General features: G+C 40.8%; 10 protein-coding genes. All 10 read right to left on the reverse strand.

Features of this window, described 5'->3' with window-relative positions:
• Positions 1-27: 27 nt before the first annotated feature.
• The gene (locus H4O18_RS02350; RefSeq protein WP_187581489.1) at positions 28-2769 is read right to left on the reverse strand and encodes an endo-beta-N-acetylglucosaminidase; all 2742 of its coding nucleotides are present in this window, start codon (positions 2767-2769) and stop codon (positions 28-30) included.
• A 232-nt stretch (positions 2770-3001) separates the two neighbouring features.
• Positions 3002-5218, reverse strand: coding sequence for a DUF7133 domain-containing protein (locus H4O18_RS02355; RefSeq protein ID WP_246473907.1), 2217 nt, complete (start codon positions 5216-5218; stop codon positions 3002-3004).
• Between the two features lie 59 nt (positions 5219-5277).
• A complete protein-coding gene (locus H4O18_RS02360) occupies positions 5278-6366 on the reverse strand; it encodes a bile acid:sodium symporter family protein (RefSeq protein ID WP_246473909.1) in 1089 nt (362 codons plus the stop codon).
• A 27-nt stretch (positions 6367-6393) separates the two neighbouring features.
• Entirely contained in the window at positions 6394-6942 is a 549-nt protein-coding gene (locus H4O18_RS02365) for a nuclear transport factor 2 family protein (RefSeq protein ID WP_187581491.1), read from the reverse strand.
• Positions 6936-7862, reverse strand: a complete 927-nt coding sequence (locus tag H4O18_RS02370) for an RraA family protein (RefSeq protein WP_187581492.1) — start codon at positions 7860-7862, stop codon at positions 6936-6938. Before H4O18_RS02370 ends, H4O18_RS02365 begins: the two co-directional genes overlap by 7 nt.
• 35 nt (positions 7863-7897) lie before the next feature.
• Positions 7898-8374 (reverse strand): RidA family protein, encoded by a 477-nt coding sequence (locus H4O18_RS02375; RefSeq protein ID WP_111624808.1) that lies wholly within the window; start codon positions 8372-8374, stop codon positions 7898-7900.
• A gap of 328 nt (positions 8375-8702) precedes the next feature.
• Positions 8703-9572 carry an SMP-30/gluconolactonase/LRE family protein gene (locus H4O18_RS02380; protein ID WP_343065398.1) on the reverse strand — a complete coding sequence of 290 codons (870 nt, stop codon included), beginning with the start codon at positions 9570-9572 and terminating at the stop codon, positions 8703-8705.
• Positions 9573-10122: 550 nt separating this feature from the next.
• Entirely contained in the window at positions 10123-11589 is a 1467-nt protein-coding gene (locus tag H4O18_RS02385; protein ID WP_187581493.1) for a Y4yA family PLP-dependent enzyme, read from the reverse strand.
• Positions 11582-13411: an FAD/NAD(P)-binding protein gene (locus H4O18_RS02390; RefSeq protein WP_187581494.1), complete on the reverse strand. Its 1830-nt coding sequence runs from the start codon at positions 13409-13411 to the stop codon at positions 11582-11584. The genes H4O18_RS02385 and H4O18_RS02390 overlap by 8 nt, the downstream gene beginning before the upstream one ends.
• Positions 13398-14420 carry a 2,3-diaminopropionate biosynthesis protein SbnA gene (gene sbnA / locus H4O18_RS02395; RefSeq protein ID WP_187581495.1) on the reverse strand — a complete coding sequence of 341 codons (1023 nt, stop codon included), beginning with the start codon at positions 14418-14420 and terminating at the stop codon, positions 13398-13400. The genes H4O18_RS02390 and sbnA overlap by 14 nt, the downstream gene beginning before the upstream one ends.
• Positions 14421-14529: the final 109 nt, after the last annotated feature.

Genomic DNA, 14529 nt, shown 5'->3' on the forward strand with positions numbered 1-14529 from the left:
AAATTTGGATTCTTATTACGGGTAAATTTAATTCTTGATAAAACGCTTCACCAAAGCCTCCCCTAGATCATTTCGCCCCATAATATAATACATGCCATTGGCCATATCCTCAACATTCATTTCATTATCGTCGCTACCTGTCATGGTTCTAACGAAAATACCAGTATGGGTATATACGTCCCAATTGGAATTAGGACTTACCCCTTCTCCTGTTATTCGGATTTTAGAGGTGGAAGGATTTGGAAATAATACCACGGAACCTACTTCCTCCATTGGTGGGCCAAAATTGAAAGTCGACATCTTTAATGCAACAGCTCCCGAAGAGGCACTATTGTTGCCTGCGGGCCCCAGTAATTGTATTTCTGCCAATTGTGTCTCAGGTTGATTATCATCATTCTTGGTAATAACCAATTTGTAGTGTGAAAATGCATTGGTATTCGAGAATGTCCATTCCTTTTTTTCATATCGCTCTAAAAACCTGATACCCGTCTGCTCTGTCAATAAATTGTAGTTCTCTCCATCATTCGAGGCATAAAGCTTGAATTTTTCGGGATCTGTACCTAAGTTATCATCGGAACTTACCAAGGCCAACTTGTTAACAATCTTGGTCGTAGGGAACTCTATTTGTATCCAAGTGGGATTGTTATTCTTGGGGATTCCAGAAGCATCCACCCATTTGGAAAAATCGTTTGACCTATAACGATCGTCGAACGCCTTATACCGACTCTCTCCATCATTCTTTTCGGACCTAGCCGTAATAATTCCTCCAAAATCGGTGTGGTCTACCTCGGTATCCTGGGATAGGACCGTTATATAACCTGTTTTAACCAGTTCATCTTCCCCTGCAATATTAGCCACTTTCAAACCAACATCGTAAACGCCTGGGGCTGCATAATTTACAACTGGATTTTGAAGATTGCTGGTTGCTGGGGTTCCTCCTTCAAAGGTCCAAGACCAGGATGTTGGGCCATCCAAGGATTGATCGGTGAAAGTTACACTCTCCCCTTCCACCACTGTGGTACGATTGGCGGAAAATTCAGCAATCGGAACAGGTGTGTTGTCATTATGAATCTTTATCTGTCCAATATTAATATTGAAATTATTCACTGCACTGGTAGACAACATCTCGAAGCCAAGTATAGCTATTTCCTTACCATTATATTGACCCAAATCTATTCTTTTGGTATGCCATCCATTATCCGGACTATCGCCTAAATCCATTGTTATAAAATTATCGGGGTCATCGGAAAAGGATAACATAAGTTTTGTATTACTCGGGATGGCCGCACCCATTTTAAAAGTAAGGTCTATTTTCGTAATGGGAGAAATACCAAGTTTTGTTTTGTAGAGCTTTAAACGATTGACATCACCTGCATTTAGACTACCTGATATATTTAGGGAAGTTCCCCCTTCGAAGGCTTGCGAAAAGTCGAAATTAGGTGTCAAAGCACTGTTGCCAGTCAAGGAAAATTGCCAGGTTGGTAGGATATCTTGCTTAGCCATATCGTGCCAATCCCTAACCGTTTCATTGCCACCAGAAGCAAATAACCTACCGTGTCCCGTATTAAAACTGGTTTTAAAGGGTAGACTTGTAATGACCGACTTCGCAGGAATATAGTGGCCCATTCCCTTCCATTTTCCGGAAGCATCAGCTTGATCTATATCTCGATCATCCCCCGAAAACAATCTTCTTTCCGTGTCATAGAAATTTTGAACCTCATTGGGGTCGTTCCTATAATTATTGAATTTGGCATAAGTGAAATTTGTGGCGAATAAGGCAATTGAGGTAAGGGGGTCGGAAATATTTCCGCCATTAAATATTTGATCTATCCAGGTTACATCATCAAAAGCGGGTTGGGCATTTCTATCTGGCCAAAGATCTGCCCCCATATAAACATCAAATTTACTTCTTCCCAGTATAGTGGTATAATTGGAAGAATTTTGGACATAGGCTGAATTCCAATTGTAATTTGTGAACATTGCATCTGAAGTACGCTTTAGGTTTTCCAAGTCTTGTAGATAGGCATCGTTCAAAGAATTTAATTGATTTTGCCAAATAACCGGTCCTGTTTCTATCATGGCATCGTACCAATGGATTTCCATTCCTGCCGGTTTATTTTCCTGAAGGTAGGCCATAAACGTTCTCATGGCGGTTGCGACGGCCAACGAGGTGGAGGTTTCCTGATTAAACAGCCATCCATCAAAACCATAATAAGTTGCAATTTCGATCAGTTTGTCCGCTGCAATAAAATTGCCATTGGCATCCTGTTCCATAAAATTATCTATAACCGCAGAATTTCCTCCCCAGGCGGTAGGGGCAAAGAATACCGAACCAATTACTTTTACACCATTCTTATGTGCTGCATTTACCCAAGGGGCCGAGGGCATTACAATATTCTGGGAGGCCGTACCACCAAACCAGTTCAGCACGTCTATGTACTGCCAATGCATGAAATTGAACAGATTAAATTGGTTTTGTTCGGTCATATAATTACCTAAATTATTTATCCCATCAGGGGCCGATAGTACTTTGATATCAGTACTAAGATTGGGATTCAATTGAGAATCGGTGGCAGTGAACCGTTGGGCAAGAGGAACTGTAGCTACGTTATTTGCATTTGCTGTAGGACCCGTAGGACTCCAAATTTTCAATTGGTCCACATTAAGCACATAGGGTGGAGAACCACCTTCAATTTGTGCCTTGGCAATAGGAACTACAAATAAACTAAGAAGTACGAAAAAGATTAAATTGAGTAGTTGTTTTTTCATAATGGGGGATTTTAATGAACTAACACCTTGGATAATAGTTATATATATTTTGTCCCAGGTGCATAGTTTGATTTGATTTTAAGATAGGGGATTATTCCATTTTAGCCCCCAAATTTTCGATGAACAACATCTGTGACATTTCCAACGCCGGCAAATCTATATAAAATCCATAAAAAAAGTATGCTTTAATTACGAAATATTAAAATTTATGCATCATAAATCTACAATTTCGCTATTTTATCAATTCCTTTAAAGTCCAATAGCTTTTCTTATCCGGATTTTTGGCACGGATATCCCTAACATCATTTTCATGGATCATGGTAGTATCGTTCATGGAACGGATGTAGGTAGCCACATGGCCGATCCAATCATCATCATTGGAGCCCATTGGTAGCATAATGCCATATTCCTTTCCATCTATTGGTCCGGTAAGTCCGTTTAGAAGAATTTTTACGAGCACTTCCTTATCGCCCATAACTCTTGGTGAACCAATTAAGGAGGGTGCGATCAGGGAATTTTCGCCATTGGGAACCCCTTTTAGGTCTGGGCCATGGCAGGTAACACAGGTCTGTTTATAAATATCATATCCGTCCAAAGCCCTCCATTTATGACCATTGCTTCTATTGGCCAGCCTATGTTTCAATTTTAGCAAATCTGAGTCTTTTGCTTTTAAACCTAGTGCCACGGAAGCAGCAACCAACTCATTGTCACCATATTCTTCTGCGATTGAACTCAAGAGATCTGCGCCTTCAGTACTTTTGGAATAACGTAAACTCAACACCAATTGGTTTACTACGTTAATGTCGGCATCTGTTTGCAATTTGGCCAAGGCTTGCATAATGTCTTGATCTTCTTTCTTCAAGAATTCCTCACTCAATCTTATAGCCGTAATACGTACCCTGGGATCCACATCATTTAGCTTTTCAAGAATAAGAGGCTTATCCAAAACACCTAATCCTTCCAATGTCCAAAGCGCATGAACCCTTTCGCGAGGATAGTCCTTATCTCCAAAGTTTTTTGTCCAAAAAGACTCATTATCCCTTGCTAATTCCTTCAGCTTCGGCACAACACTCATATCTCCTTTTAATATGATCAGCTTTTGGGCCGTATTTCTATACCATCCGTTGGGGTGTCCTAAATAATCCACTAGTTTCTCGGCGGATTTATCCAAAAGGTTGGGTTTTCCATCTGGCTCAATCTCCTCGTGGACAATACGATATATCCTTCCTCTTCCAATGTTCTTGTCCAACCCTTTGCGGAGAATAACCGGTCTTAAATGACTTCCTTCCCTTGTCCAGTTTCCCTCTTGAATAATTCCTCGGTACATATCAACAATGTAAAGGCTCCCATCAGGTCCTGTTTGTGCCTGCACAGGTCTAAAGTTCAAATCCGTGGAAGCTAAAAACTCGGCCTCATCATAGGCATTATATAGTACTTTTTTACCGTTCTCATTTTTTATTTTTGCCCTGCGTATCAACCTGCCCACGGGTTCTGGAATAAATAAGTCTCCATAAGTGGACGGAGGTAATTTATCACCCCTAAATATTTCTTGTCCGGCTACCCCGGTAAATTTATTCAGGGTGCCATCTTCCTTCAATCTTAATTCTGCACCACCCTGAACATCAGGTGTACCCACCACTGGCCATGGTTCCATAAATCCTTCCGAGATCTGTCCTTCTAGGTCCACTTCTCCGTATATTGGTGGTACCTGAAAACCATAGGCCGCAGTTTCTCCACCTGCAGATGAATAATACATATTTCCTAAATCGTCCTGGGTTAGCCCCCATTGTCCACTGGAACCATCTACGAGGGAATCTACTTGTATTCCGTCCTTATTAAACCTGAACCGCAATGGATTGTAGGTGGTATACACCCAATTATCCAAGTTCCATACCAAACCACTCTGTTGGTGCTCCAGGTTACCACCCCTCCTTTTTGGGTTTTCATAAACCCTAATTTTTTCGTCGGCCACACCGTCATTATCGGTATCCCTATAGCTCCATAAATCATAGGAATAAGTTTCATTCACTATAAGTCGGTCATCCAAGGGTAAAATCATCCTTGGTAGAAGAAGACTATCGATGAACACTGTGCTCTTATCCATTTTTCCATCCCCATCCAAATCTACCAACAGTTTTATCTGACTAGTAGGTTCGTCTTCCCCGACTGCATCCACATTTTGCATATAGGTGCTCATTTCAGCCACATACATCTTGCCATTGCCATCCCACGCTATAGCAACCGGCTCGTTGACCATGGGTTCACTTGCAACCAATTCTATCCTGTATCCTTCGGGTAGATAAAACTTTTTCAGACTTTCTTCAGGAGAAAGAAAATCCGATGGCGCTTCCCTTACAATTTCCGGTTTTTCATAAATTTTATCCTTGTATTCCTTTTTTCCACAACTTACAATGACCAGAAGAAGCAGGGTCACTTTTAATCTATTCATATTCAACATATTACTATATCTGTGCTTTTGGTTGGATCAAATTTAACTTTTAATACGTATTAATTGCCGTCTTTTGGAGGTCTTTTATGCCAATATGAAGCGAGAATAGAACCCGTTATGTTCATCAAAGGTCCAAAAACGGCCGGTGCCAGACCCATGGTCGCTATCTTACCCAAAGAATTGGCTATCCCTGAGGCAAGGCCCCCATTTTGCATCCCAACTTCCAGTGCAATCGTACGTGAATCCTGCTCATTCAACTTCAATAGTCGAGCATACCAGTACCCTAGCATGTACCCAAATAAGTTGTGGATAAGTACCAATAACATTAAGATTCCGCCTATATCCAAAAGGCTGTCTCTGCCAGCTGCCGTTATCACTACAATTATAAGGCCAATACCCAACATGGAGATTACCGGCAGTGCCTTGTCCATCCATTTAGCCTTATCTCCCCTCAAACGGTTAAACAACAGACCAACACCGAGGGGCAAAATAATCATCTTTACAATACTCCACATCATATCCAACACATCAATCTCTATAAATTCGCCAGCCAAGAACTTCATAAGAAGTGGTGTTACAAAAGGAGCAAGAATTGTGGAGATGGAGGTAATTGTGATCGAGAGCGCTAGGTTGGCCTTCGCCAAATATGCCATTACATTGGATGCCACCCCACTAGGGGAACAGCCGATCAGAACGATCCCTGCCGCGATTTCCGGTGGAAAGTTGCTATATTTTGCCAGGACAAAACCCATGATGGGCATAATACCCAACTGTGCCGTGACCCCGACCATTACCCCTTTGGGCGACTTGATAACTTCTGCAAAATCGCCAAGTTTCATTGAGGTTCCCATACCGAACATAATGAGTTGGATCAAGGGTATGATCAGTGCGGTAAGCTTAAAATCGCCTATCTGCAAAAAGTATTGGGGGTAATATAACGCCAGGGCTACTCCGGCAAATATGGAGGCTGTAAATACATAACTGCTCAGGGACTTATATCCACTGAAGCCAAAGGCCAGAAGTGCAAAAAAGGCCATTATCAATAGCCCGGCATGTTCAATATTATGGGTAAAGATCATGCCCAAAATTGCCAACAGAAATATGGCGGCCATGCCAAGACAAATGGAATAAATATTCAATTTTTTCAAAATAGTTTGGTTTAGGTTATTGTGGTTCTAGCTGGGCAATTTATAAGCCTGTCTAGCCAAAAGCCGAAGTTTGCCGTCCTTCCCTTTTTGATAGACCTGCATATTGCCGATACGAACCTCCACAGGTTCCCCGGCATTGGTGCCTTTGGCCAAAAAAATATGTCTAACAATTGCTGTATTCCCAGAAATATGGATGGTCTGGTCAGCAGCTTCCAAAGACAAAAAATCGAACGGGCCGTTCACTAAATCATCTATAAACGCGTCTTTGTTCTGAATAAGTCCGCTCGAATGACCATAGGTAAGTTCCTCAGAGCACAGCGTTTCCATGAGTTCCGCGGTCGGATTTACCATGACTTTATTAAAAGCTGTCACAGCCTTTTGAACTTCATCAATGGTGGGCAGATCTTGCCCTTCCATGGTAGTACTAGTAGAAGTTTCAGACTTCGTGTGATCTGTATTTTGCTTACACCCCATCAATATGAACAGGGCGAAAAAAACAATGATCCAGCTGCTTTTTATTTTGTGATCTTCTTTTTGATCCTTGACTTTCATTAATTCCTGTAGTCCGATTACCATGTCCTTTTACTTAAAATTTTATTCAAAGTCTCCTTGGACATTTTTACCAATTCCGGATGTTTGTCCAGCCATTCAAAGAATTCCGCTTTTAGCTTTTCGTTCCAATCACTATCTATCTCTCCTGTAGAATATTTTTTGGTCTTTACCATCTCAAAACCAAACTGGTCCTTAAGAGCTACAAACTCCGCAGTGCTTACTACCTGTTCGGCCAAATGCGCAGGAATAAAAAGTACACCTTCCCTTTTGGCAAGCACAAGATCTCCGGGCAATACCATTACCTGGCCTATCCGTATTGGGGTATTGAGTCCCATAAGTACTTCTTCCTCCAAAAAGGATGGGTGAAAATCCCTTACAAAGGCATTGAATCCTTCTATCTGGCTTATACTCTCCAGATCCCTTGCACTGCCATTAAAAACCACTCCGTTGCCCGACTTGCTGTAAATGGAAGTTGCCAGGGTAGCACCCATAAGTGTACCTGCATCGATCTTGCCAAAGCTATCGGCCACATAAACGTCGCCTTTAGTGAGTACCTCAATGGGCCATGAATTGGTATTTCCCTTCCTACCCTGCGAATTTATTCCCCTTTCCTTAACGCTCTTCTCCACATCGGGGCGGCTCGGCATGAACAATGCCGTAAGTGCCCTACCCACAACAGGAACTTCATCGTGTACCATTTTCCAATTGCCCTCGAACTGATTTTTATATCCTTCGTTTTCAAGGACCGTCCATGCATCATCGATACCAATTTTTTTTGCCCGTTCCAAAAGATCGTCTGGAATTTTTGGACGCCCATCGTTAAACCGTTCCCCTTTCCATTCAGAAGTCAGGAAAATCAATTCCTCCTTGGGAATGGTCTGTCCAAATACATTAAAAGTGAGTAAAAATGAGAAAAGGATTAGTACAATTATATTGAACTTCATTGTGCAAAAAGGTTTATAAGATGTTGATCGGTTTACTAGTCCAACGCGGCTATACAGTCCATTTCCACCAAGGAATTCCCGGGAACGCCACCATAAGTAGCAACAGTAGTCCTTACAGGTGGGTTAGGTCCAAAACGGCCCCTGAACACTTCGTTCATGCCTTTGTAGTCCGCCAAATCTGCCAAATAAACATTTACCTTGAGTACCTTTTCCATGGAAGAACCATGTTTTTTCAGCTCCTTTTCCAGCTCTTGCAATACTATTTCGGTATGTGCCTTGATCTCATAAGGTTCCACATGCGCGCCCTTCCCTGCAATATAAAGAGTATTCCCGTGTTTTACGCCTCCTGAAAATAATGGAATATCCTGATCCATGACGATGTCACCTACGACTTCTTTTTTTGGTTTTGAACCTCCGTCCATTGCCTTGGCTGCGGCACCCAGGCCAAACATGGCCGCCAATCCCATTCCTAGTTTCTTAAAAGATGCTCTTCTTGTTGTTTTGTTTTCCATGCCTATTGAAATTATGATTATTTGTTTTATGTAAAAAAATTTATTTATAGTCCATTTATAAGTTTTTAAGTGGCCAATAGTTACCCTACTAAAAAGGCTATGTTCTTATCTAAATTGATTAATTATTGACAATCCAAAACTTATAAATACTTATCCTCTAACCATCTATTGTCCACATCATGAATATATGAAATTTTCGCCATCTTAATATATTCGCCCATATTATTGTTTTAGGCATTACTGGAAGCCAAAATTGCCTAGCTTTAAGTACTACCTCCACAACATAGTTGTACATAAATGTAGTACTCTTGGTTTTAGATATTTAAAGCTATTTATCCATTAGAAATTCCCTTCCGGGATGTTCTGTCTCAAAGGTTTCAAAATTACCGTTGTCCTGTAGCGTTATAAAGGCCTTAGTACCTTCACTTCCACCAAATGCTATGTTCGATGGAGTTTTGCCCTTTAATTCAATTTCCTTTAGAATTTTACCATCAGGCGAAACTTTAACCACAGTGCCCTTTCCATGACGGGTGATATATAGGTTTCCCTTGATGTCTGTACGCATACCGTCCATTCCAAAATCTTCAAATTTAATAAGCAGCCGTTTATTGCTTATTTCACCATTTGGGGAAAGGTCATATGCCCAAACATTGCGCTGTACCGATTCGTTGACATAAAGTGTTTTGTTGTCCGGACTAACCTCGATACCATTGGTAGTTCCCATATCCCCTTCCAGCAGGGTAACAGTACCATCGGAATCTATTCTCCATATTTGCCCCTTTGAATTTTTCCAGTCTGGATCACTGGCAAAAAGTATATCGTTATCCATTATTGCAACATCATTTGGCTGGTTCATGGCATCATTATGGGCAAAAACACTGATCTCTTTGGTATCCATGTCCACCTTTAAAATGTTGTGCTTGGTATAATCTGCAATGAACATTTCGCCCTTGCTATTAAAACGAATCCCATTGCCAACACTACCCTCGGGGAGATTAACAAATAAGGAAGCTTTGCCATTGGAATCAACCCTGCCAATGGTTCCCGTCCTTTCAAAATTAACGGCATATAAGATTCCATTGGGATCTACAGCTGGACCTTCAATTCCAGACGGAAAGAGGGCAGGTTCGGTAAATTCCCGGCTTTGGTACAACCCCTTTTTTTGCACTACATCAATATCGTCAGATCCTTTTTTCACGGTATTTTCCCGTTTTTCCTTACATCCTATTATAAATAGTATTAAACATAAGGCGGTTAGTTGGTATTTAATAAAAGAGTTCGACTTGCAATTCATTTTCATCTGGATAAAGAATGACTGTTACTAATTAATTATTCCCCCTCACCTTAGATCCCTTTGTAGAGGATATAGTGATTAAGAAGACGCAAGCACTGGCCAACCAATTACATGATTGATAGGTCAATGATGGACAAGAGAAAATTCACTTTTAAATATACATATTAAAGTAACATAGCCACAATAGAATTATAATTTGGGTAAAACGAGTTGAAAAAATGGTATTGGACTTTTATAAATTGCATCAATCTTGATATAATACTCCCAAATTCCAAAAAAGAGAACAGCAATAAATCTAAAAATAATATCCATAGTCAGTAACACAATAGAGTCTATTTTGGACACTGAGGTGGCTATTCAGAATTATGCCCAGCCCACGTGAATTACATGGGCTGGGTAATTCCCGTACTGGGACTTTTTTACAAAAGTCGGTTTTCGCTAAGCAAAAATTACCCTAATCCATAGCGAGGTCCGAGTCATTGAACACGTGTTCCATTTCCAAGATTTCTGCATCTTGGTCCATATAAAGATTTTGCGACAGCTCAAAAAGGTGGGCCTCCGTTTCATAAAAATGCATCATATAGCCTGCTGTGTTTACGAAAATAACATAGTCGCCACGGGATGGCAATCTTGGAAAGGCCAATTTTCTTTTGAGCAATACGTCCTGCTCCAAGCAGTAGGCCCCTGTAAAATAGACTTCCGCCAGTTCCGGTTCTTCCTTATGGGACCTATAAACTAGGAAGGGGTCCAACAAGTAATCGGCACTTGAACTCTTTAACTGGCTCATATTCATCTCCAGTCCTACCAACCAATTACCACTGGCATCGCGCTTCCTATGTGCCACTTTGGCAACGGTTAAGCCCACTTGCTTTAGTAAAGAACGCCCTGGTTCTATACGTAGTTGAATATTGGCCGTGGTTACCAGTTCTGCTACGGTTGTACCCTCCGTATTTTTATAGCTCAGCACCCTACTTAAAAAATCAGCGCCATTAACCTCATTATAGTAGGGATAGGTATTTAATTTGCCTTGTATTTCAGACCTGTTGTTCAATGAAAATCCCAAACCATTGTTTCCAAAAGTAATTGGTTTCCCATTTCCCAGCACAGCATCCTTAAGGTTGTTTTGAAAGGATAACCATTCACTTCTAGATTCCAGATAGTTCATTAATATTCCTCCTCCAATGTCCAAAAACTGAATGCTATGACCTATTTGTCGAAATTGCTGAATGACCTCTAAACATTGCATTGTAGCCTCTGCCCGTTCCTCGATGGAATACCCATCCAAATGAAAATGAAAGCCGATCAAATTTAAATTTGCAAAGGTTGTCCTGTCGGAAAACCAAACTTTTAGGTTGTATAGGTCCTTCTCGATATCAAAACCGAACCTACTGTATAATTTTTGACCGCCAACCTGAAATCCACTCATGCGCAGACCAATAATTGCGGTCTGGTTCAAATCCCCGGCCACTTTATTTGCCAACTGCAACTCATCCAAATTATCAATAACGATCGGAATCTGATTATCTATAGCCAATTGCATCAAATCCTCATTTTTAATGGCAGCCGTCAACACCAGATTTTCTCCGCTGCCATTAAGGGCAAGGGCCTGTTCCAATTCCTTATAACTGGCAGTATCTACACCTATGCCACTTTCGATGGCCGACTTAACAAGGATTTTGCTTTTATTCGCTTTCCTGGCAAAGTAAATTTGTCCTTCAATACCGAAGTCTTTAAATACTTCTTGATATTTGATAAAATTTTTACGAAAAGAGGGTATATAATGCAGATTGATGGGCGAACCATATTTTTCTACAAGTTCATTGATCAATCCCGAATTTTCCATAAATTGGTGCATCCACGGACTTGTTATAGGTGTTAACTGGTTCTTTCCAATTGGTTTTGTAAAGGTGCTCTTATCCATTCTTAATTTTTGATTTCCTTGGTTTAAGTTTTTTGGCTATATAATTTTCCAAAACGCTCAGGGCCCATTGGGATGCAAAATTATTTCTAGTTCGGGAAAGGGTGTCATTATCGTAGGTAACACCTTCGGTAGGGGTGCCATAAAATGAAATATTAGTACGTGGTCTACCGTTACAATCTATAGCCCTCCCTTGCCTGTCAATATCCGGGCAGCCCGGCTCGTAGGTTGTACCACTGTAATTTCTGAATGGTCGCAAGAGACCACTTTGATGCATATTGGAAAATAAGGAAGACCAATTTTCACTGCTTTTCAAAGTTGGAATTCTCGCATCTATCAACACATCAATTTTTTGAAAATTCAAGTACCTATTATAAAGGCCCCAACCTTTTTCTTGTTTTACGAGCTGTGGATTATCCCCAAAATCCAAATCGACCAAGCCCATTTCTACAAGTGCCAGAATCTTTTTCATATTCTGCAAAGGAGGACCATAAGAAATCCTATTCAACATAGTGCGAAATTGTGAATCGAAGATATAATGTGCATCTGCAGTCATTCCTCCAAAACTATATATGGTATTGAAGGTTTCACTCAATCTACCCCAAGTCATTGCTGCAGCCATAAAGGCACTAGATTCCGAACCCATTTCCGCTTCGCTTATAAGATAGCGCCAATAGGTTAGTGTATCAAGTTCAGGAGAAGGACCATGGAAAGGTCTGGCCTTGAACAAATCCTCAAAATTAAACCGATAAACCTGAGGGAACTGCTCATGAAATATATTAATCTGTTTACTAAGACTTCTTAGATCTTTATCTGGATAAAAGCTTAAGTTAAATTTCTCAAATACAATGGAATAATACCTGTACTGCATTTCTGCAATCATTAGGGGAAGCATATGCTCAACAAAACCAATCTTTTGCCCCCAAACTACGTTTGCCATAATGTTTTCCACTGTAAAATATACTGGGGTGTAAGGCTGTAAGCCTTCATAAGGGTTACGTGGAATCATGGGCAGACCACTTCTGGAAAAGGGAAAAATCTTTTTAGGTTCCTGACCCGAAGGCAAATAAATTAAATTGCCGTTCATAAATTTTTCAAACCGTCCGCCCCTACCTTCCGTTATTGCCAAAACCGTATCTATGAAAGTCAGGCCAAGTCCCTTTATCCCAACAGTAGTATTTTCTCCTATCGCAGCCAACTTTTCTTCAACAGGATAAACAAATGGGATTAAATTTTGGTCCTCTCCATCCAATATGCCTTTATACTGATCCTCTTTTAGTTTCCCTTTGCTACTAGAATGCCCTGTAGTAAGCAATATTTCATTGACCTTTAACGTAGTCTTAGGCCCATTTTCGCGATCAATATATTTTAAAATCAACCCATCCCCATCCTGTTGAACATCCAATACCTCAGCGGAGTGTTTAATAATTTGAACGGATCCAGGTTTATATTTCTCCAACGCCTTAAAACAGTCAACAAGGTATTTTCCGACCGTTCGTCTGGGAGAGAATCCATTCTTGATATCCTTACGGGAAGTATATTCCTTATTTCGCAACCATGTTACAAAATCCAACCTTTCCGAAACCACAGGCTCAGGATTTTCCTTTGGCCATACATTTATGTTTCTATTGGGATAATTCATTAACAAATACTCTGGCTGGTCTGGGTTATATATTTCCCCTGCCCCGAAAACACCGGTTTTCTCGAACAGGTGGATTTCCAATTTTAAAGCGCCCTCCACTTGCTGCCATCTTGCCAACAAACGCTCAAAGGCATATAGGCCTTTAGGTCCCACACCAACTATGGCTACACTATACCGCTGCATCTTCAAAAGTTTTCAAATTCGCCCTGTTTTTAAGGTAGCCTATAGTAGAGGGAATATTTTCCAATTCAATATTTTCCCTTACCCATTCCATATTGTAAACCGTATCCAAATAGCGCTCACCGCTGTCGGGAAACAGGAGCACTGCCGTGGAATCTTTAGATATGTATCTGGAATATTTTAAATAGGCCGAAACAATGCCTCCTGACGAACCTCCAGCCAAGATGGCCTCCTCATTTAGCAGTTTCCAGCAGCCTTTTATACATTCCAAATCCGATACGTGCAATACATCATATAATTTGGATGTATCGAGAAATTTTGAAGGTATTCCCGCACCATGCCCGGGAATTTTACGCTTCCCAGGCTTATTCCCGAACAAGACACTACCAACGGCATCCACTGCGATCAATTTTGTCTGGAAACCATTCTTTTCTATATAATCGGCACATCCCATTAGGGTACCACAGGTACTAGTGGCAATGAACAGATAATCCAAATTATTATCCAAGGCCGCCATGATTTCGCTCATTGTAGTATGATGTGCCCTGGGGTTATTGGGATTTTCGTATTGATTGGACCATAGACTATTGGGTACTGTTGCCAGTAATTCTTTTACCTTTTCCAACCTGGCCGCCAAGAACCCACCTGTGGGATGCGGCTCATGAACCATCACAATTTCGGCCCCATAGGCCTTCAATAATTTATGGGTGTGTGGGTTTAAATTAGGATCCACTACCACCATTAAATTTAAACCATAAAAAAGGCAAGCTTGAGCTAAGCCAGCGGCCATATTGCCAGAGCTCGACTCGATTATAGTGCCTCCCCGAGAAATAATACCTTTTCTTATAAGTTCTGAAATAATTAAGTGAGAAGTTCTGTCCTTCATACTTCCGGCGGGATTTGAGCCTTCCAATTTGGCAAACACCCTCCTTTGACCATCTAAAATCCTATTTAGCCGTACCAAAGGCGTATTGCCTATAGCATCCATTATATTGTTTGATATATTTCCCATTTGTCATTTTTTTAGCGTAGGGACAATGTTAAAAACCTCGAATTCTGTAAACTATAATTGTCCTTTACGATATTATAAAAAAAGTAGGGCAGCCTTTAACTGCATACCG

Origin of the sequence: Arenibacter arenosicollis (assembly GCF_014397245.1) — a bacterium.
Lineage (GTDB): Bacteria > Bacteroidota > Bacteroidia > Flavobacteriales > Flavobacteriaceae > Arenibacter > Arenibacter arenosicollis.

Bases quoted from the DNA above. Each gene is read 5' to 3' on its own strand.
- sbnA (WP_187581495.1), bottom strand. From the start codon at position 14,420: ATGGGAAATATATCAAACAATATAATGGATGCTATAGGCAATACGCCT.
- H4O18_RS02370 (WP_187581492.1), bottom strand. From the start codon at position 7,862: ATGAAGTTCAATATAATTGTACTAATCCTTTTCTCATTTTTACTCACT.
- H4O18_RS02365 (WP_187581491.1), bottom strand. From the start codon at position 6,942: ATGGTAATCGGACTACAGGAATTAATGAAAGTCAAGGATCAAAAAGAA.
- H4O18_RS02350 (WP_187581489.1), bottom strand. From the start codon at position 2,769: ATGAAAAAACAACTACTCAATTTAATCTTTTTCGTACTTCTTAGTTTA.
- H4O18_RS02375 (WP_111624808.1), bottom strand. From the start codon at position 8,374: ATGGAAAACAAAACAACAAGAAGAGCATCTTTTAAGAAACTAGGAATG.
- H4O18_RS02355 (WP_246473907.1), bottom strand. From the start codon at position 5,218: ATGAATAGATTAAAAGTGACCCTGCTTCTTCTGGTCATTGTAAGTTGT.
- H4O18_RS02385 (WP_187581493.1), bottom strand. From the start codon at position 11,589: ATGGATAAGAGCACCTTTACAAAACCAATTGGAAAGAACCAGTTAACA.
- H4O18_RS02390 (WP_187581494.1), bottom strand. From the start codon at position 13,411: ATGCAGCGGTATAGTGTAGCCATAGTTGGTGTGGGACCTAAAGGCCTA.